Origin of the sequence: Novipirellula methanifontis (assembly GCF_052161655.1) — a bacterium.
Taxonomy (GTDB): domain Bacteria; phylum Planctomycetota; class Planctomycetia; order Pirellulales; family Pirellulaceae; genus Novipirellula.
This window is the reverse complement of record NZ_CP197418.1, coordinates 5,557,267-5,577,340: the sequence shown is the minus strand read 5'-3', so window position 1 is coordinate 5,577,340 and position 20,074 is coordinate 5,557,267. Positions and strand designations below refer to the sequence as shown.

Here is a 20,074-nt window from a genome sequence, read left to right as displayed (position 1 = left end):
GTCACACACTATGAAACACTTGCTCAGCCTTTTGTTCTGTTTGCCGCTGCTTGCGGTGGCAGGGTGTCAAACAGAGAGTACTCCGCCAGCCGGCCCACCCGCGATGCCGGTGCCCGAGGTCGAAACTGCGGATGCAACGACGCGAAAAATCATCGACTACCGCGAATACACCGGTCGTACCGCGGCGGTGAATTCGGTTGAAATCCGTGCACGCGTCAGCGGCTATCTTTTACAAAGCCCCCGTTCGGCCGACAGCGATCGGACGCAGTCGAATGAACCCGCTGACACTCAAGCACCAAACAGTGACCCCACAACTGACGAAACTGCAGAAACGGACGAATCAGCGAAACGTTCGATTCCCGAGGTGAGCGTCAATGAAGGAGAATTGGTAAAGAAGGGAGATCTGCTATTCATGATTGATCCTCAGCCTTATGAATTGGCATTACAGCAATCAAAAGGATCTCTCGAAGCCTCCGAAGCGAGACTGAAACAAGCCAACAAGGACCTAACACGTTCCGATGTGTTGCTTGATCGCAATGCCACCAGTGCCGCGGAATACGATAAGGCTGTTGCCGCAGTAGCGGAATTGCGTGGTCAGATCGAGAACCTACGGGCCACGGTTGCCCGCAATCAATTAGATCTCGAATACACTCGCGTCCGGTCTCCGATCGACGGGCTGCTTGGTCGCTCGTTGGTCACCAGCGGAAACCTTGTCGCGGCTGACACGACGATTTTGACCACGGTGGTCTCGGTCGATCCGATTTACGTCGATTTCAATGTTGATGAACAATCGGTGCTCGATTATCGAACGCGGATGCTCGAGGGAGAAGTCAAAGACGCTCGCCAGTCATCGATCACGATCCGCTTGGGGCTCGCCAACGAAGATGGCTTTCCTCACGAAGGATCGATCAACTTTGTCAACAACATCACTGATCCAAGCAGCGGCAACACGCTTGTTCGCGGGACGTTTGACAATGACACCGGTATCCTTTCACCAGGCTTGTTTGCCCGCATTCAAGCCCCATTCACGGCCGAATACGAAGCAGTATTGATTCCGACTCAAGCGATCGGCATGGATCAACAAGGTCGTTATGTGATGGTCGTTGGCGATGGCAACAAGGTTCAGCGGCGGAGCATAAAAATGGGCGATATCGTCGACGAGATGACGGTCATTCGCGAAGGGATCAAGGCGGGCGAGACCGTCGTAACCTCGGGGTTACAGAAAATCCGACCGGGTAGCGAAGTGCGGCTTCAAGGAGCGAAGTCGTGATTAGCAATTTCTTTATCAACCGTCCCGTCGCCGCGAACGTTATCGCGTTCATGACAGTAATTTTGGGCATCGTGGGGCTGGTGAATCTGCCAGTCGAGCGTTATCCGAACATCACGCCACCGACGATCCAGGTTACTGCGAACTATCCGGGCGCGAGTGCCCAAGTGATGACCGACACCGTCGCCGCGCCGTTGGAGCAGCAGATCAACGGTGTCGAGAACATGCTGTACATGCAGTCCACCTCGTCATCCAACGGCAGCTATTCGTTAACCGTTACATTCGAAGTCGGTACGGATCTCGAGGAAGCCCAGGTGTTGGTGCAAAACCGTGTGGCACTTGCCGAGCCCTTTTTGCCATCGGATGTTCGTCAACAAGGGATCTCGGTTCAAAAACGGTCAACCAACATTTTGTTGGTCGTCTCACTGACTTCGCCCGACAACACTTTCGACAGTCTGTACCTTTCGAACTACGCCAACCTGCGGCTTAAAGACGAGCTTAGCCGCGTCGAGGGTGTCGGCGACGTTACCGTCAGCGGGACGGGGGCGTACAGCATGCGTATCTGGGCCGACCCGACCAAGATGGACGCGCGAGGGTTAACGTTTACCGATTTGATGACTCAGCTGCGACAACAAAATGTTCAAGTCGCTGCGGGCCAGATCGCTCAACCGCCACTTGATGATTCGCAGGCGTTTCAGTACACGATGACGGCGCTGGGACGTTTGTCGGATCCGAAACAGTTTGAAGACATCATTGTCAAAGTCGGCGACGACGGCAGTTTGACCTACCTGCGTGATATCGCTCGCGTTGAACTTGGGGCACAAACCTACGATACGTTCGCTCAAAAAGGCGGGATCAGTTCGGCCAGTGTTCTGATTTATCAACTGCCCGGTGCGAACGCATTGGATGTCGCCGAGGGCGTCAAAAAGGCAATTGCCGACCTTTCCGAATCGTTCCCCGCAGGGCTGCAGTACGACATCCCGTTTGACACCACAATTTTCGTTTCTTCGGCGATTTACGAAGTTTACAAGACGCTGTTCGAGGCGGGCGTGTTGGTTTTGATCGTGATTTTGGTGTTCCTACAGAATTGGCGTGCCGTCTTGATCCCGGCAACCACGGTGCCGGTGACCATCATCGGGGCATTCGCGATCATGCCGCTGTTAGGATTTTCTGTCAACCTGCTGACGTTGTTTGGGCTGGTGTTGGCGATCGGAATCGTGGTTGATGATGCGATCGTGATTGTCGAAAACGCATCACATCATATCGAACGCGGGGAATCGCCCAAAGAAGCAACGATCCGCGCCATGAGCGAGGTCACTGGACCGGTGATCGGGATCACCGCGGTGTTGATGGCGGTTTTTATTCCGACCGCATTTTTGGCGGGGATCACCGGACAACTGTACCGGCAATTTGCATTGACAATCGCGGCGACCGCGTTTTTGAGTGCGGTCAACGCGTTGACGCTAAAGCCGGCTCAGTGTGCATTGTGGCTGAAACCGGCAAAGCCTGAACATGAAAAGTTCTTCTTGTCACGATGGTTCAATCGTGCATTTGGATGGTTAGAAGCGTTCTATGTGTTCTGCGTTCGCGGTCTGATCCGTGGCTGGCCCGCGGTCATGCTGGCGTTTGTCATCACGGTGGTGGGCACGGTGTGGTGGTATCAAAAAGTACCGACTGGATTTTTACCGACCGAGGATCAAGGTTATTTGATTACGGCGATCCAGTTGCCCGATGCGGCGTCGCAGGACCGTACGCGTGAAGTGGTCGAACAGATGAACGCGATCCTTGCCGAACAACCTGGCGTCAAGACTTGGTTCACGCTGGGCGGCATGTCCTTGTTGGAAGGAAGTCAATCGTCCAACGCGGCGACGATGTTTATTGGGTTGAAGGATTGGGAAGACCGCACGACGCCAGAGCTGCAACAGGGACCGCTGATTGGTCAGATCACCCAAAAGTTTGCGGCGATCAAAGATGCATTTATCTTGGTTATTCCGCCACCTGCGATTCAAGGTCTAGGAACCAGCGGCGGGTTCGAAATGCAAGTCGAGGACCGCGGGGGTGCGGGGCTGGATGAATTACAAAAGGCAGTCAACGAGTTGGTCGCCAGTGCGGCGCAGCAGCCGGAACTAGAACGAGTCAATTCGACGTTCCGTGCCGGAGTGCCTCAGTTGTTCGCGGATGTCGATCGCGCCCAAGTGCTCAGCATGCAGATACCACTCGGAGAAGTATTCACCACGCTACAAGCCGCGTTGGGGTCTGCGTATGTAAATGACTTTAACAAGTTCGGACGCACCTATCGCGTCACGCTACAAGCCGATGCGGAATTTCGCGACCAGGTCGATGACGTGCGACGGTTGAATGTCCGCAATGCCAAAGGCGAAATGGTGTCGCTGGGCAGTTTGATTAGAATTGATGAAACGTTTGGGCCTCAGATCATCCGCCGATTCAATTTGTATCCGTCGGCCAACGTGACCGGGTCTGCGTCCGCAGGAACCAGTTCGGGCGAGGCGTTGCAATCGATGGCTCGTTTGGCGAAGGAGCAATTCCCAGAATCAATCGGCTTTGATTGGAGCGGCGTTTCACTCCAAGAGAGTCAGGCCAAGGGCGAGGAAATCTACGTGTTTGGTTTGGCGGTGTTGATCGTCTATTTGGTGCTGGCTTTTTTATACGAAAGCTGGGTGCTTCCGTTTGCAGTGATTTTGGTCGTGCCGCTGGGGTTATTGGGCACCGTTGCTGCGATCTCGATGATGGGCATGGACAATAACACGTACGTGCAAATTGGTGTGGTGTTGATCATCGCATTGGCTAGCAAGAATGCGATTCTAATTGTCGAGTTTGCTCGCGATTTGCGGATGCAGGGCAAGTCGATTCGCGAGGCGGCGGTGGATGCATCGCGGATGCGTTTCCGACCCATCTTGATGACTTCGTTTGCGTTCATCTTGGGCGTATTGCCGTTGGTGTTCGCGACCGGGGCTGCCGCAGCGAGCCGGCGGTCGCTGGGGACCGCAGTCTGTGGCGGGATGATAACCTCAACCGTCCTGGCGGTCTTTTTCACGCCAGTCTTCTACGTTGTATTCCAGTGGATCAGTGAGCTCCGTCAACCGCCAGCGAAACAGTCCGACCCCGTCGAGCTCGTTTCATAACCTACGCCCCCCTGGTTCCCAGGCTCCCTCCCAACGCCGTGAACGATTTCCTAGTAGCTACCTTCGCCAGAAGGTGGTGATTCAGAATGGACGGCAACAATCCACGCTCTGGCGTGCGTAGCTACGAAATGTAAATGGTGTAATTTCCAGCCAGAGAATCGTTCACGGCGTTGTGCAGGAGCGAGTGCACGAGGATCTTTGGCTCGGTATTTGCTTGCTCCTCTAGGACACTTTGCTCTGCAAAACAAGCAAGGTTCGCTACGCTTGATTTTCGCTCACAAGATCAATTGAGGAGTCTTTCTGATGAAACTCACCATCGCTACCACGGTACTGACCCTGCTCCTAGTTTCCTCCACAGCCGGAGCGGGCGATCCAACCGGTGATCCGAAATACGAGCACCCCGTGGTGAAAGACCATGGCGGGATCGTCGTATTGCCCGACGCCGTTTACCAACCGCAAAAGAGCGCCAAGGTGATCCTCGATATTACCTCCGACAAAATGGAGGGAGGCGTGTTGCTTGGGTTGGATCGAGCGGCGTTGATACTGAATCAATACACCGCAGCAGGCGCTGGCACCGACCACGATTTTAATATGACGGTGATTTTGCACGGTCCGGCGACTACCGCCGCACTGAAGGATGAAGCGATGGCCAAACACGCTTCGTCGTACAAGAAGGATTTGGGCAAGGCAAAGAACCCAAACCGCGAGCTGGTCAAGACATTGACCGACGCCGGAGTGGAAATTGTAGTCTGTGGCCAAGCGATGGCGCATCACGGATTCGCGACCGACGAAGTGTTGTCGGAGGTCAAAGTCGCCGTCTCGGCCGCCACCGTCAATATCCAATTACAAATGGCCGGCTACGCCTACATTCCCTTCAAATAAAGACGGGCAGTGAGAGCTACTGGCTAGTGGAGGTGGGAAACATAGCCAGAGGGCGACACACTCTCGTTAAGTGTGCCGGCCTCCGGCCTTGCAGCGACTGGTCGTCCCTGAACCCGTTGCGGAAGTCGTCAAGACTTTCGTTGACTGTCCGGGATGCCCGAAACTCTTGACGGCTTGTTGATTTAGTGAGCCGTGACGCGTCAGCGGCCGGGTCCCACGCACTACCCGGTGCCTTACGGCCCACGGCTCACTTATGTGACTTGCATTTCGATTAAATCAACGGCCCGCTAACGCCGTTGGCTCACAAAAGGATCGACGTTTTACCGGTATATAACGAACGACCTGCTTAACGCAGCAGTTTCGAAGTTGGCGTGAGGGGGCGACCTCGCTACCGGCGAGCGATTCAGATTGACGCTGGCACACCAACTCCCGCGACTAACCAGAACTCAGTCGATCGTAAATCCGATCTTCACGGTGACTTGCCAATGCGAGACCTTGCCCTCGGCGATCGTTCCACGAGTCTCAACGACCTCGAACCAGCTCAGTCCTCGGACCGATCCCGATGCTTGTGCGACTGCATTATTGACGGCGTCTTCCATTGAGACTGTTGACGTGCCGACGATCTCAATCTTCTTGTAGGTGTGATGAGGCATGCGAATTTCCTTTGATGCGGAGATGGTGACAAAGCGTTGCTAAAGAATATTAATTCTGAATACGGGTTTCTTTGAGTTCCTAGCTGGAAAGTCGAATTCCAGCGATAGATAGGTTAGTTCGCCAATTGCGACCACAGCACGCCGGCTGCAATTGCGGAACCGATCACGCCGGCAACGTTCGGGGCCATGGCGTGCATCAACAAAAAGTTTTGTGGATCGGCTTCGCGTCCCACCATGTGAACGACTCTCGCTGAATCGGGAACGGCGGAAACACCAGCAGCACCCAACAGTGGATTGATCTTCGTATGCAAGAACAGGTTCATGAACTTTGCGAACAATACTCCACTAGCCGTTGCAACGGAGAATGCCAATGCACCGAGCACGAAGATTAGAATCGATTCCTGTTTTAAAAAGTAAGGGGCGCTCGTGCTTGCACCGACGCAGAATCCCAGCAAGATCGTCACGACGTCGATCATGGCTGTGCGGGCCGTAGTGGCCAATCGATCCGTGACCGTGCATTCCTTTAGAAGGTTTCCAAAAAAAAGCATACCGATTAGGACGATCGCACCAGGTGCAAGCATCGTACAAACAAGGAAACCGATGATCGGAAACAGAATCCGTTCGCGAGTCGAAACGGTTCGCGACGGTGGCATTCGAATCAGTCGTTCTTCTTTGGTCGTCAACAGCTTCATGATCGGAGGCTGGATTACTGGAACTAACGCCATGTATGAATAAGCCGCAATGGCGATTGCACCGAGTAGATGAGGGGCGAGTCGTGACGACAGGAAAATCGCAGTCGGGCCGTCTGCGCCCCCGATGATTCCGATTGCGCCAGCTTCATGTGGGTCAAATCCCAGCATCAGCGCGCCTAGGAAAGTCCCAAAAACGCCGATCTGAGCAGCCGCACCAAGCAAGATCAACTTGGGGTTGGACAACATCGTTGAAAAGTCGGTCATTGCACCGATCCCTAAAAAGATCAGCGGCGGATACACACCCTTTTCAACGCCGAAATACAGAAACCGAAGCACGCTGCCTTCGTCGTAAACGCTAAGCGGCATTCCCTGCACGGCGGGAATATTGCCAACGACGATCCCAAAGCCGATCGGAACCAACAGCAGCGGCTCGTATTCTTTAGCGATTGCCAAGTAAACAAAAATTAGCCCGATCACGATCATGATCGCGTTCCCAATTTCTAAATTGGGAAATGCGGTCGTGTGAAATAGCTGGCTAGCTTTCGACGTCAAGAACTCAAACGCGTTCATAGATCAGGTTATTTCGGTTTAGCGGTTTCTAGGCTGCAAGCGGTGCGACGCGTGGTGCCGCAAGCGACCTTCAAGCGTCCATGCAAGTTCGGATGGCGTCAACGGTCGCATTCGCACGACACGGACGGGACCAAGTTCAAACTCTGCTGCCGCCGCGATGACCGCGATTAGTTCGAGTGGCAGATCAGACTGAAATTCTGGTTCGCTGGGTGACGGCGCAATCGCGAGAGCTTTTTCAGATGAAGCCGGATTTCGACTGCTCTGCGATTTAGCTTTTTTCTTTGACGCCTTGTTTTCGAGGATTTCAATCACCCGCGGCATCGCGGAAATGATCGCTATCAGAATACTGAGCGCCACAAACACCACCAGCATGCCCATGATGGCCAGTGGAATGCCGGTTTCGTGAAAAAGCGGTTCGAAACTAAATTTGCCAAGCATTATTCCAGTTCCACTAGCAAATGGCCTTCGGTTACCGAATCGCCTGCCTCGACGTGCACATTGGCGACGGTGGCATCGGCCGGCGCGACAATTTGGTTTTCCATTTTCATCGCTTCCAAAATCAGCAAGACTTGATCTCGGACAACGCCTTCGCCTTTTTGAACTGCAACCGACAAAACGACACCGGCCATGGGGCTAGAGATCGCACCGGCTTGCAAGACCGGTCTTGGCGTATCGGCCCGCTTTACCGGCGGCGCCGCTACAGGCGCAGGACCAGGGATCGCGCCGGTTTGCGGGCGTGCGGACTCATTAACGTCCAATTGTTCAACAGTCACCTCGTAAGGTTTTCCGTCAACGGTGATTCTCAGCTTCTTCATACGTTTAAGTTCCTGTTGCTTACAGCGGGATCAAACCGTGCTTTTTGGGTGGACGGGTTTCGCTCTTCTGAAGAGTATTGCGAAGTGCTAACGATAGAGTAGCGCGGCTCATCGCGGGCTCGATCACATCGGTGATCATGCCGCGAGATGCCGCCATGTAGGGTGATGCAAACTGGTCGTGATATTCTTTGACCAATTCAGCCCGTTTCTGTTTGCTGTCTTCGGCGGCTTCGATCTCTCGCCGATACAAAACGTTGGTTGCACCATCAGCACCCATCACGGCGATTTCTGCGGTAGGCCAAGCATAGACAGCGTCGGCACCTAAGTCGCGACTACACATAGCCAAGTAGGCACCACCGTACGCTTTGCGAATAATGAGAGTGATTTTAGGAACCGTTGCTGCACTGTAGGCGAACAACATCTTCGCACCGTGGCGAATAATGCCGCCTTGTTCTTGCTGAACACCAGGCAAGAAGCCAGGCACGTCGACCAGGGTCACTAATGGAATGTTGAACGCGTTACAAAACCTGATAAACCGAGCACCCTTGTCCGATGCATCAATGTCCAACGTACCCGCTTTGACCTTGGGTTGATTTGCGATCACGCCAACGACAATGCCATCTAAGCGAGCGAACCCAACCATCAGACTGGTCGCGTAAAGTTCGTGAACTTGCAGGAATTTACCGTCATCAAAAATCCGCTCAATGATGGGAATCATGTCCAGCATCCCGCGAGCATCCTCGGGGACAAGGTCATTCATCACTGGGTCCGCTTCCATCGAGATGTTTTCAACAAGACGATGCGGTGGGTTGTCCAAGTTGTTCGACGGCAAATACGAGAGCAGGTCTTTGACCAATTCCAATGCGTGGGCGTCGTTCTCGGCAACAAAGTGAACATTGCCGCTGATCGTAGCATTGGCAGCCGCGCCACCAATTTCTTCCATTGTCGTTTCGACGCCCGTGGCCGCCTTAATGACCGCGGGTCCACAGATGAACATGCTGGCGTTATTGCGAGTCATGATCAAAAAGTCCATCAGCGCAGGTGAATACGCTGCCCCGCCAGCACAACTGCCCGCGATGATTGCGATTTGTGGCACCAACCCAGACAGCTGGACGTTACGGTAAAAAACTTGTCCGTATCCTGAAAGCGAATCCACGCCTTCTTGGATTCTGGCTCCACCAGAATCGTTGATGGCCACAAATGGCAAACCGCAATCGGCGGCGTAGTCCATCATGTCGCAGATCTTTTTGGCGTGACGTTGTCCCAAAGCGCCCCCGCCCACCGTGAAATCTTGCGAGAAACCAGCGACAGCGCGACCGCCAATTTGCCCCACGCCCGTGATCACACCATCACCGGGCAACGTTTTCTTTTCCATTCCGAAATCATGACAGCCATGCTGTACGTGCATGCCCCATTCAAGAAACGTTCCGGGTTCAAACAGTCCAGCGAATCGCTCGCGCGCCGTCATTGCACCTTTGGCATGATGCTTTTCAATTCGGGCTTCACCGCCGCCAGCAAGAGATGACTTGCGTTGCTCTTCGAGTCGTTCGAGAAGTTCTTTTTTGATAGTCATAAAAAGTCGTCAGGTTACCTTGCTGATTTGCAATGTCGGTAATTCGATTTCACGTCATACCACTCGTCGTCTTAAAAGCTTACCGATTACGCGATGCCTTGTCACGATCGACATTTGCCATGTGAGAAAGAATGTTGTTCATGTAATACTTTTATGCTGTAGTGACATGTACGTCGCGAAAAGATGCCGTAAGATTCGCATTCGTATTGAAAATAAAACGTTGGCATGTAATCACGTTTTACAATGCGTGCGGAAGTGCCCTCTTTCAGGACCTGTGTCCGCATACGCACACACCAAGCCGCTTACCAGAGAAACGATAATGACGTCCAACTACGCTAGTCTTTCGCCAGAGGAAGCGGCAGGAATGATTGCCAGCGGTGATCTTGTTGCCACCAGTGGTTTCACGCCCGCCGGATCGGTAAAGGCAGTCCCAGTCGCATTGGCGGCACGAGCGAAGCGACTGCATGATGCTGGCGAAGCATTCCAAATACGTTTGTTGACCGGTGCTTCCACCGGAGCCAATCTAGACGACCGATTGGCGGAAGCTGACGCAATTTCATGGCGGGCACCGTATCAGTCGTCGCGTGCTCTGCGACAGAAAATTAACGCAGGGGAAGTCGACTTTGTTGACATGCATTTGTCGCACTTGCCGCAATCGGTTTTGTTTGGGCACTTTGGCGATATCGATATAGCAATTGTCGAGGCGACGGAGGTTACCGCCGATGGGAAGGTCTTCCTTAGCACTTCGATTGGCGCTTCACCAACCTTTCTGACTCAAGCCGGTAAGGTGATTATCGAACTCAATCGAGGGCAATCACGCAAGATTGGTGATATGGCTGACATTGTGTTGCCCGCCCCGCCACCCCACCGTTGCGCACTGAGCCTTGATCATCCAATGCAGCGTATCGGGAAACCGTATGTACAGATCGATCCCAATAAGATTGTCGGAATTGTTGAAACCAATCAGGCCGACGAAGTGGGCGGCTTTGCGGCACCCGATGAACTGAGCCAAAGGATCGCCGGATATGTCGTCGATTTCTTACGCGATGAATTGAAGGCGGGGCGGATTCCTGCGGAATTTTTGCCGCTGCAAAGTGGCGTTGGAAACGTTGCCAACGCTGTATTCGAGGGGATCGGCGCAAGTCCCGACATTCCTAATTTCTACATGTATTCGGAAGTCTTGCAGCCTAGTCCATTCAAGCTGATGCGAAGCGGAAGATTGCTTGGCGCGAGTTCATGCGGATTGACGGTGCTTCCGGAACAAATCCAAGAGATCGTTGATGACATCGATTTCTACAAAGATCGAATTGTGCTGAGGCCACAAGAAATTTCCAACAACCCAGCGATCATCCGTCAATTGGGCGTCATCGCGCTGAACACAGCGCTGGAGGCTGACATTTACGGTCACGTCAATTCAACACACGTTGTCGGCCAGAACGTCATGAATGGCATCGGCGGAAGTGGCGACTTCGCTCGCAATTCCTACTTGTCGATCTTTGTCTGCCCATCGATCGCCAAGGGTGGAAAAATTTCGACGATCGTGCCGATGTGCAGCCACGTCGACCACAACGAACACACCGTCCAAGTGTTAGTGACCGAACAGGGGCTTGCCGATCTGCGAGGGCTGGCACCGCATCAACGAGCCCTGCGGATTGTTGACCATTGCGTTCATCCGATGTACCGCGAATACATGCATCAGTACATGGCCAATTGCAAACCCGGACACATCAACCACGACTTGAAGCACTGCTTCGATTTGCACCAACGTTTGATCGAAACGGGTGACATGCTGGGTTAAGCAGGTAGGCAAGAATCATTGGGTTAAATCCCGTTAGCCGTTTGGGCGCTAGCCCCGGTTTCGGTGCGTGCTTTTTGAGGGGGCGTATTGTTGGGCAACGGAACGGTGGCTAGTGCCAAAACCGCCAACAGTCACGATAGACGTTTGGGCACTAGCCCCGGTTGAACGCCCGAACCGTGGCTAACGCCAAAACGGCCAAAATACTGAAAGACTCCTGCTTAGTGGGTTTCAGCCTCTTGGAACCAACTTGCGTACATGACGTAATTGTTTGCGATTTTTTCGATCATCTCTTTCGCTTGGGCGGGATCGACGTCTTTGATCCGACGCGCTGGAGTGCCCGCGTACAGGCTGCCCGGTTCGATTTGAGTGCCCTGTAGTACCACCGATCCGGCGCCAACAATCGATCCTTCGCCGACATGTACGTGATCCAAAATTACGGAACCGATACCGATCAAGCAGTTTTGATCGATCCGTGCACCGTGCACGCAAACGTTGTGTCCAATCGAGACATTGTCCGCGATTTCGACCACCGATTTTTGATACAACGTATGCAGGACGCTGCCGTCTTGGATGTTGACCTTGTTTCCGATGCGAATGGAATTAACGTCGCCTCGCAAGACGGTATTAAACCAAACCGAACAGTCATTCCCCATTACGACATCGCCGACGACGACTGCATTATCGGCCAGGAAACAGTTGTCACCAAACTGGGGCGTGAATCCCCGAACAGACTTGACAATACTCATCGTTTTTTCCTTTTGCTGTGCCAGTAATCGTGCCATTGCTACGTTTTGATGATCACGTCCATCAATCGGCGAGCACCTACGGCTGGCGGCATGGTGCCAGCCAAGACTTGGTTTTCTACATCCTTGCAGATTTCCTGCACCCCGGGGTGCGTGTGCAGTGCTTGACGCAGTTGGTCTTCAACAATGGCCCACAACCAACGCAGGTTCTGCTCTTTGCGACGTCGACGAAACGCTCCGCTTTTCCGCCTCGCGTCGCACTTGGACTGGACCGCATCCCAAACCCCATCGATCCCAGTCTTGGCCAGCGCACTGCAAGTCATGATCGTGGGAGTTTCCGATGATTGACGCCCCGAAAGCGAATCAAGCGCGTTGTGGTACTGGCGGGCGGCAAGCGCGGCTGCTTCGGCGTTCTTGCCGTCCGCTTTGTTCACCGCGATCACGTCCAGCAATTCGAGCAGCCCTCGTTTAATGCCCTGCAGCTCATCGCCTGCGCCAGGCAGCATCAATCCAAGGAAACAGTCCGTCATCTCAGCGACCATGGTTTCCGATTGCCCGACGCCGACCGTTTCCACGAGGACGACGTCAAAGCCTGCGGCTTCTGCCACCAACATGCACTCACGCGTCTTGTTGGCGACGCCGCCAAGGGTCCCAGCGGAAGGCGACGGCCGAATGAACGCATTTTCCTCAGCGGCCAAGCGTCCCATCCGTGTTTTGTCGCCCAGGATGCTGCCACCGGTCACGCCGCTCGATGGATCCACGGCTAATACAGCGACCCGGAATCCGTGCTGCTGAACCAGCAAAAGTCCCAATGCTTCGATAAATGTACTTTTTCCCGCGCCGGGTGCTCCAGTGATGCCAATTCGAAGTCCCGTGCCGCTGTGCGGCATCAACCGAGTCAGCAGCTCTTCGGCGATCGTATGATGCTTTGCCGCACTCGATTCCACCAGCGTGAAGGCGCGGGCCAACATCGCTAGGTTTCCTTGCACGACACCATCGAAGTAGTCGTCCGCAGTCAGCACCCTGCGACGGGGTGCGGGTGGCAAACGCGGCGGTAGCGATGGCTCGGTCATGCGGTCGTTGGGATTGCAAGGTCCAGTTGATCGGATAGCTTGCGAATCAGTGAAACCGCTGCATCGCTGATCACCGTTCCTGGGCCAAAGACCGCGGTCGCGCCAGCGTCGTATAGCGTTTGGTAGTCTTGGGGCGGAATCACACCGCCAGCGACAATCATGATGTCTTCACGACCAAGTTTGGCGAGTTCATCGCGAAGCTGCGGCACCAGCGTTAGGTGTCCAGCTGCAAGAGAACTGACACCGACGATGTGAACGTCATTTTCGACCGCTTGCTTGGCAGTTTCAGCGGGCGTTCGGAATAGCGAGCCGATGTCGACATCGAATCCGAGATCCGCGAACGCGGACGCAATCACTTTCTGGCCGCGATCGTGCCCGTCTTGTCCCATTTTGGCGACCAAGATTCGAGGCCGGCGACCTTCCGCCTTCTCAAACGCCGCTACCATGCGTTCGACGGTTGCCACCGCTTTGCTGCCTTTTGTTTCGCTTGCGTAAACACCTCGAACCGCTGATACCGGGGCTTCGTAACGCCCGTAAACATCTTCGAGTGCTGTACTCATTTCACCCACCGTCGCTTTGGCCCGAGCCGCCGTAACTGCAATTTCAAGCAAGTTGCCTTCGCCGCTTTCGGCGGCCGCCTTGAGGGCGGCTAGTGAAGCGTCGACTTCGGATTGATCACGATCTTCACGAAGACGCTTTAAGCTTTCAACCTGAGCTTCACGCACCGCCGTGTTGTCAACCGAATGTACCTTCAGATCGTCTTCTTTTGCCAGACGGTACTTGTTCATGCCGATCACTGGCTGGAATCCTGAATCGATCCTCGCCTGCGTACGAGCGGCGGCTTCTTCGATTCGCATCTTGGGAATGCCAGCCTGAATCGCTGCCGTCATTCCGCCGGCTTCCTCGACTTCGGCCAGATGATGCCAAGCCCGCTGAGCCAAGTCGTGAGTCAGCTTTTCAACGAAGTAGCTGCCGCCCCATGCGTCGACGACGCTGCAGGTATCGGTTTCTTGTTGCAGGAACAATTGAGTGTTGCGGGCAATGCGAGCTGAGAAGTCGGTCGGCAGCGCGATCGCTTCATCAAGCGCATTGGTGTGCAACGATTGAGTGTGCCCGTGCGTGGCCGCCATGGCTTCGACACAGGTACGGACGACGTTGTTGTAAACGTCCTGAGCCACTAAACTCCAACCGCTGGTTTGGCTGTGCGTTCGCAGCGATAGGCTCTTGGGAAGTTTTGGATCAAATTGCTTGATCAACTTTGCCCAAATCATCCGAGCGGCTCGCATCTTGGCCACTTCCATGAAATAATTCATGCCGATGCCCCAAAAGAACGACAGTCGCGGGCAAAACGAATCAACATCCATATTGGCTTTGATTCCGGTTTTGACATATTCCAACCCATCGGCCAGCGTGTACGCTAGTTCCAAGTCGGCCGTCGCGCCAGCTTCCTGCATGTGGTAGCCGCTGATACTGATGCTGTTGAATCGCGGCATCAATCGACTGGTGTAACTGAAAATGTCAGCGATGATACGAATGCTGGGTTCGGGCGGATAGATATACGTGTTCCGCACCATGAACTCTTTCAGGATGTCATTCTGAATGGTTCCCGACAAATCCGCAGGCGCAACACCCTGTTCTTCCGCAGCGACGATGTACAGCGCCATCACAGGCAATACTGCGCCATTCATCGTCATCGAAACGCTCATTTTGTCCAACGGAATTCCGTCAAACAGAGTTCGCATGTCATAGATGCTGTCGATCGCGACACCCGCCATGCCGACATCGCCGGCAACACGTGGATGATCGCTGTCGTAACCGCGGTGGGTCGCGAGGTCGAACGCAATGGACAGACCTTTTTGGCCGGCTGCCAAGTTGCGACGATAGAAAGCATTGGACTCCTTGGCTGTGGAGAACCCTGCATATTGCCTGACCGTCCATGGACGCATGACATACATCGTCGCATACGGGCCACGAAGGAACGGGGCGAACCCGGGCATCGTTTCCAGGTGGTCGACGTCTTTCAGGTCGTCGGCACTGTAGAGTCCTTCGATTGGAATCTGTTCCGCGGTTTCCCAGCGTAATCGTCCGGCGTCACCGCCGATTGCTTTTGTCCAAGCGGATTTCCCTGAATCGGCCTGCTGTGTTTGGGGCGTGGTATAGAGGGGAATGTCGGTAAAGTTAGGGATCGTACTCATGATGCCAGCACCTCTTGATCTCGCAATAGTTTGCGGAGCGTGCCCAGCACGTCGCACTTGATGTAAATGAATTCGTCAACGCCAGCGGACTTCCAAGCCGCTTCGTTCTCGCCGGGATGTCCGGCCAAAATAACCTTATTCGCACCGGCAGCTTTCAGTGCCGTGGCAACTGACCCAGCTAAGTCCGCATACAATTTGTCAGACGAACAGATCACGGCAACATCTGTGCCGGACTGTGCGAATGCTTCGGCCGCAGTCGCAGCGTCGGCAAACCCTTCGTTTTCGAGCATTTCGAAACCGCCTGCCTCGAAGAAGTTCTTGGCGTAGGTAGCCCGAGCGTTGAAGTGGGCGACCGGGCCAATGTTGGCGGAAAAGATTTGAGGCCGTTTGCCGTTGGCTTCCATCCACGCGTCGCTGGCGTCACGCAACTCTTCAAACGGCTGAGCGAAAGCGTGAGCTTCGATGGGGTTGACGGACGTCTTTCCTGGCTCAAAACCCAAGGCTTTTCCAATCTGTCCAATCGAAGCACCGGACTGAGCCATCGCCACACATGCCGGCAACAAACCCGCATCGCGGTTGATTGGCTTGACGGGTGACGCCGATTCTGGTTCGGATTGATGCCGCAGATTGACCGCATTCCGCAGCGATTGCATATCCGGCGGCGGATGCTGAACACTTTCTTCACGCAGGTTGGGGAACTCACTAACGCCCGTAATTCCTTCTTTACGTTTGGCAATGTCTTTTGCGCGCGGTGCGTATGCATTGTCGATCAAGTCAGCCACCCTGTTTGACTTCAGCGCCGACAGCATGCCGCCTTGTCCTTCGATCTCTTGGAAAATTTCCCAAGCCTTCGCTGCTATTTCGGAGGTCAGTTTTTCCAAGAACCAACTGCCACCCGCCGGATCCATGACTCGGTGCAAGTGTGATTCCTCTTGCAGAATCAGGACAGTATTGCGTGCGATTCGGCGACTGAAATTGTCGGGCAGTCCTGCAGCATGATCAAACGGTAACGACGTGATCGAGTCGACGCCGCCAATCAATGCAGCGAAGACGCTTACGGAGTTTCGCAGCAGATTGACGTAGGGGTCCCGCTGAGTCATGACACGGTTGCCCGTACGGGCATGAATCTTCATCCCGACGTGCGTAGCGCCGCTGGCTTCCAAGATTCGAGACCACATCTGCCGAGCGGCTCGCAACTTGGCAATCGCCAAGAAATGATGTGTCCCCAGACTGAACCGAAACAGGATTTGATTCGCCGCATCGTCGATCGACATGCCGGCATCGGTCATCGCTCGCAGATATTGCACCGCCGTAGACATAGCAAACGCGATGTCTTCCGCAGCTGTCGCACCGGAGTCGTGATACGGCGAAGTATCGACGCTAACGGCAGTCACCTTGGGCAGTGTCTTTGATGTCCACGACGCAAGTGAAGCCATGTCGGCGAGTGCCGTGTCAGCATCGGTCGGCAATTGACCTTCGGCAGCTAAGGTTTGCAGCGGGTCGGCATTAAAAGCACCGCGAGCGATTTCGGGTGCAATGTCGCTGCGATTCCAAAGTGCAACCAGTGTTGCTGCGGCGGGGACAAAGGCGGAACCAGCGTCCAAGGCAAGGTCCACTAATGGTAGCTGAACGCCTTTGAGTGCCGCTGCAAAATCATCGACACTGTACGCCATCATTCCATCGTCACCGACAAAGGATGCGGCTTCGGCATCGCGATAATCGGATCCGCAACGGGTTGCCCGATCCAGTCGTAGCTGCAACGAAGTCACGCCACCCTGCAAGTCACTTAAAATGACCTGGTTGCTGACTTCCAGATCCGGGTGAGCGTGTTCTTGTCGCAGATCAACTCCGCTAAGCACATGACCCAATGGACGGGAACCACGAATCAGCCGTGCTATGCCAGGGAATCCAGACGGATCGTAGCCATCCAATTGATCGGCCAACGTGTAAACCGGTTGGATATCAATGCCTTCGTAGGTGTGTGAAACTAACTTGCGTTCAAAGGGAACGCCTTTTAGGTCGGCTTCGACGGAATCACGCCAGGTTTGATAGTCAACGGGAGGAAAGTCATCTGCAATTTTAAAAGAGGTCTCATTCATTGATCGTTCTTATTTTTCTCACTGAGGAGGTTGGCATAATTCTGTGAGCACGCCGCCACTACTCTTAGGATGAATGAACGCGATCTGCATATGGTGTGCCCCTGGCCTGGGCGTCTCGTCAATCATTCGCAAACCTTCGTTCTTAAGTTCATCAATTCGCGACTGCAAATCGTCGACGGTGAACGCCATGTGATGCAGACCTTCGCCGCGTTTTTCAATGAACTTGGCAATCGGGCTTTCGGGGTCCGTCGGCTCTAACAACTCCAATCTAACGTCGTTCAATTTGTAAAAAGCGACTTTCACCTTCTGAGACGGGACGTCTTCAATGCCCTCGAATTCGGCGCCCAAAGTGTCGCCATAAAAGGCCTTCTGATCCTCCAAAGATCGAACGGCAATGCCGATGTGATTGAGCGATTTGACAGGTGTCATTTTTTTTATCCTAGTGTGCGGTATTGGTGTGCAGATACGCCCAGTGTGTCGCAGTGAATCACATCCGGTGCAACGCGGAGTTAAGCAGTTAATTCATGATGGATTGTGGCGTTGCGCCACGGTTTGTAAAGGCGACAGCTACGTCAGGGTGGATGTCGAGTGCCGCATCTATAACGCATGCCAGCGTGGCCTCGAACATCAGCAACCGATTCGTGCAAATTCGTGTTATTTGTGGCAAATTCCGCGTGATAGAGTGAGCCACGAATCACACCAATACAGACACTTCTCGCTAATCGCCACCACGAAGTAAGCCGAGATGTGCAAAATCAAAATCATAACCCGACGCGTTAGCGAGCGAATTTGCGAAGGTTCTCTCGCTTACGCTTCGGGTTATGCAATATCCGGGCCAGCGGTGGTTCCGCTGGTATCGGGCAACGCGGCAAGGCGGTCACAGGCCACGAACTGCTAGAACTTTGGTGTCGTCGTGATATTTGGTTGCGCAATTTTTCTGCCACCTCTCCCCCGACTTCGGAGACTGCTGATTTAGTCATTCCCTCGTTTTTGCGGCGTGCATATAATTCCCCATTGAATCCCCCCTTTGGACGCAAGAGTGAGGTGCTAGAAGAAACAAAGAATGATCACACGAGACCGTGATTTTCTGCTGGAAATTTCAGCCGAGGACCTAGCCATTTACGCACGAGTTATTCGGGGCGACTCGCCGTTACTGGATGCTTTGCAGTTGATCCCCTGGGAGTCGTTCCGCGGCGACCTTGAAAAGTATTATGTTCCGAACATGGGGCAACCAGCTCTGCCTGTCATTCATATGCTCAAGCTGGAGTTTCTTCGCTATACCTGCCGGCTCTCTGACCGAGGTGTCGTTGCCCGAGCTCAGACGGATTTGCTATTTCGTTGGTTCCTCCAGGTGCCTATCCGTTTTGAAATGCCCGACGCCTCCACGATTTGCCGCTTTCGAGCGCGTCTCGGAGTGGAAGGATTTCAGGATATTTTCGATCGACTGATCGCCTTTGCTCGGGACGCCGGGGTGGTACGCGATCGGCTTCGGCTAAAAGACGCCACCCACGTCCTGGCTAACATCGCCGTACCCACCACTCTAAGACTGCTCGCGCAACTTAGAGAAAAGATGCTCTCAGCGATCGAGTCCGTCGACGCCGAGTTGGCCGCTGGATACCACATCGAGGCGGAGCGAATCCGAGCGGAGACTGAAAAGGAATCCGACGAGATCCGCTTGCAAGCTCGCTTGGATTTGGTGCTGGACATGCTCCAGTGGATGCAGAGGTTACCCGCCGAAGCCCCCGATCCAGAACAGAAATTGACTTGGCAACGGCTGTTGGCGGTGCGAAGTTTGGCAGAGAAAATCACGGCGGATTGTTTGAATCCTGGTAGCGGCGACCGTACCCTTAGCGTGGTCGATCCCGAGGCACGGCGTGGCAAACATGGCGAGTTCTATGATGGTTACATGCTCGACGTGATGATGGACGCCGACAGCGGACTGGTGACGCAAATCGAAGTGCTTCCGGCCAACGGTGCCGAGGCCCACGACGCGATCAGTTTGGTGCAACGCGAGCACGCGGTTCACGGTAATCAAATCGAGCAACTCTCGATCGATGGTGCTGGATTCAACGGACCGATGCTACGAACGCTGGAAGATCCCAACGGTCTTGCCGTGGACGTGATCACACCGCCGAGCGAACACAGCGAAGGGAAAGGCTATCCCAATTCAGCGTTCCTCCAAAGCGAAGATGGTCAGCATGTCACCTGCCCGGCAGGTCATACCTCGGGCACCCCACGGCGAAAAGCAGACAAGCCTAATTCGTTGTTTTACGACTTCTCGCTCAAGGGTTGTCGGACTTGTTCTCTACTATCGCAATGTTATCCAGAGTTCAGACCGACGGCTCATCGTGGCCGTCGAGTGTCCAAAAATGAGTACGAAACGGAGTACGAACGAGCCCGCGCTAACGTGGGCACGGAGGAGTATCGTTCGGTGCGAAAAGAGCATCCCGCGATCGAGCGAAAGATCAATGAGATCGTACGTCATGGATGCGGTCGAAGGGCACGGTACTGGGGACGATCCAAAGTAAAAATTCAGAACTAATGACAGGCTTTATGGTGAATGTTCGGCGT

General features: G+C 54.1%; 15 protein-coding genes. 5 read left to right on the top strand and 10 right to left on the bottom strand.

The features are described 5' to 3' along the window. The first annotated feature begins 10 nt into the window (after nt 1-10). From SH528x_RS20295 to SH528x_RS20285, 3 genes are all read left to right on the top strand, one after another. Nucleotides 11-1,270: an efflux RND transporter periplasmic adaptor subunit gene (locus SH528x_RS20295; protein WP_442505277.1), complete on the top strand. Its 1,260-nt coding sequence runs from the start codon at nt 11-13 to the stop codon at nt 1,268-1,270. Next, nucleotides 1,267-4,410: an efflux RND transporter permease subunit gene (locus SH528x_RS20290; protein WP_442505276.1), complete on the top strand. Its 3,144-nt coding sequence runs from the start codon at nt 1,267-1,269 to the stop codon at nt 4,408-4,410. The genes SH528x_RS20295 and SH528x_RS20290 overlap by 4 nt, the downstream gene beginning before the upstream one ends. 303 nt (nt 4,411-4,713) lie before the next feature. Further along, a complete protein-coding gene (locus SH528x_RS20285; RefSeq protein ID WP_442505275.1) occupies nt 4,714-5,292 on the top strand; it encodes a DsrE family protein in 579 nt (192 codons plus the stop codon). A 446-nt stretch (nt 5,293-5,738) separates the two neighbouring features. Here SH528x_RS20285 and SH528x_RS20280 read toward each other — a convergent pair whose 3' ends face one another. The 5 genes from SH528x_RS20280 to SH528x_RS20260 form a co-directional block, all read right to left on the bottom strand. Further along, on the bottom strand, nt 5,739-5,945 hold the full coding sequence (locus tag SH528x_RS20280) for a dodecin (protein WP_442505274.1): 207 nt from the start codon (nt 5,943-5,945) through the stop codon (nt 5,739-5,741). Between the two features lie 113 nt (nt 5,946-6,058). Beyond that, the gene (locus SH528x_RS20275) at nt 6,059-7,207 is read right to left on the bottom strand and encodes a sodium ion-translocating decarboxylase subunit beta (protein WP_442505273.1); all 1,149 of its coding nucleotides are present in this window, start codon (nt 7,205-7,207) and stop codon (nt 6,059-6,061) included. Nucleotides 7,208-7,225: 18 nt separating this feature from the next. After that, complete coding sequence (locus SH528x_RS20270) at nt 7,226-7,645, bottom strand: OadG family protein (protein ID WP_442505272.1); 420 nt, start codon at nt 7,643-7,645, stop codon at nt 7,226-7,228. Beyond that, nucleotides 7,645-8,022: a biotin/lipoyl-containing protein gene (locus tag SH528x_RS20265; RefSeq protein WP_442505271.1), complete on the bottom strand. Its 378-nt coding sequence runs from the start codon at nt 8,020-8,022 to the stop codon at nt 7,645-7,647. Before SH528x_RS20265 ends, SH528x_RS20270 begins: the two co-directional genes overlap by 1 nt. A 19-nt stretch (nt 8,023-8,041) precedes the next feature. Continuing rightward, nucleotides 8,042-9,595 carry an acyl-CoA carboxylase subunit beta gene (locus SH528x_RS20260; protein ID WP_442505270.1) on the bottom strand — a complete coding sequence of 518 codons (1,554 nt, stop codon included), beginning with the start codon at nt 9,593-9,595 and terminating at the stop codon, nt 8,042-8,044. A 319-nt stretch (nt 9,596-9,914) separates the two neighbouring features. Here SH528x_RS20260 and SH528x_RS20255 point away from each other — a divergent pair, with 319 nt between their 5' ends. Next, nucleotides 9,915-11,393 (top strand): succinate CoA transferase, encoded by a 1,479-nt coding sequence (locus SH528x_RS20255; protein ID WP_442505269.1) that lies wholly within the window; start codon nt 9,915-9,917, stop codon nt 11,391-11,393. Nucleotides 11,394-11,611: 218 nt separating this feature from the next. Here the strand turns inward: SH528x_RS20255 and SH528x_RS20250 are convergent, their stop codons facing one another. From SH528x_RS20250 to mce, 5 genes are read right to left on the bottom strand one after another with little or no spacing between them, the layout of a single operon-like run. Next, entirely contained in the window at nt 11,612-12,139 is a 528-nt protein-coding gene (locus tag SH528x_RS20250; protein WP_442505268.1) for a gamma carbonic anhydrase family protein, read from the bottom strand. Between the two features lie 38 nt (nt 12,140-12,177). Next, nucleotides 12,178-13,209 carry a methylmalonyl Co-A mutase-associated GTPase MeaB gene (meaB, locus tag SH528x_RS20245; RefSeq protein WP_442505267.1) on the bottom strand — a complete coding sequence of 344 codons (1,032 nt, stop codon included), beginning with the start codon at nt 13,207-13,209 and terminating at the stop codon, nt 12,178-12,180. Further along, complete coding sequence (scpA, locus tag SH528x_RS20240) at nt 13,206-15,404, bottom strand: methylmalonyl-CoA mutase (protein WP_442505266.1); 2,199 nt, start codon at nt 15,402-15,404, stop codon at nt 13,206-13,208. The genes meaB and scpA overlap by 4 nt, the downstream gene beginning before the upstream one ends. Then, a complete protein-coding gene (locus SH528x_RS20235) occupies nt 15,401-17,503 on the bottom strand; it encodes a methylmalonyl-CoA mutase family protein (protein ID WP_442505265.1) in 2,103 nt (700 codons plus the stop codon). Before SH528x_RS20235 ends, scpA begins: the two co-directional genes overlap by 4 nt. Nucleotides 17,504-17,521: 18 nt before the next feature. Beyond that, a complete protein-coding gene (gene mce, locus SH528x_RS20230; protein ID WP_442505264.1) occupies nt 17,522-17,932 on the bottom strand; it encodes a methylmalonyl-CoA epimerase in 411 nt (136 codons plus the stop codon). A 634-nt stretch (nt 17,933-18,566) separates the two neighbouring features. Between mce and SH528x_RS20225 the strand changes: the two genes are divergently transcribed. Then, nucleotides 18,567-20,045, top strand: coding sequence for a transposase (locus tag SH528x_RS20225; protein WP_442505263.1), 1,479 nt, complete (start codon nt 18,567-18,569; stop codon nt 20,043-20,045). Nucleotides 20,046-20,074 lie beyond the last annotated feature (29 nt).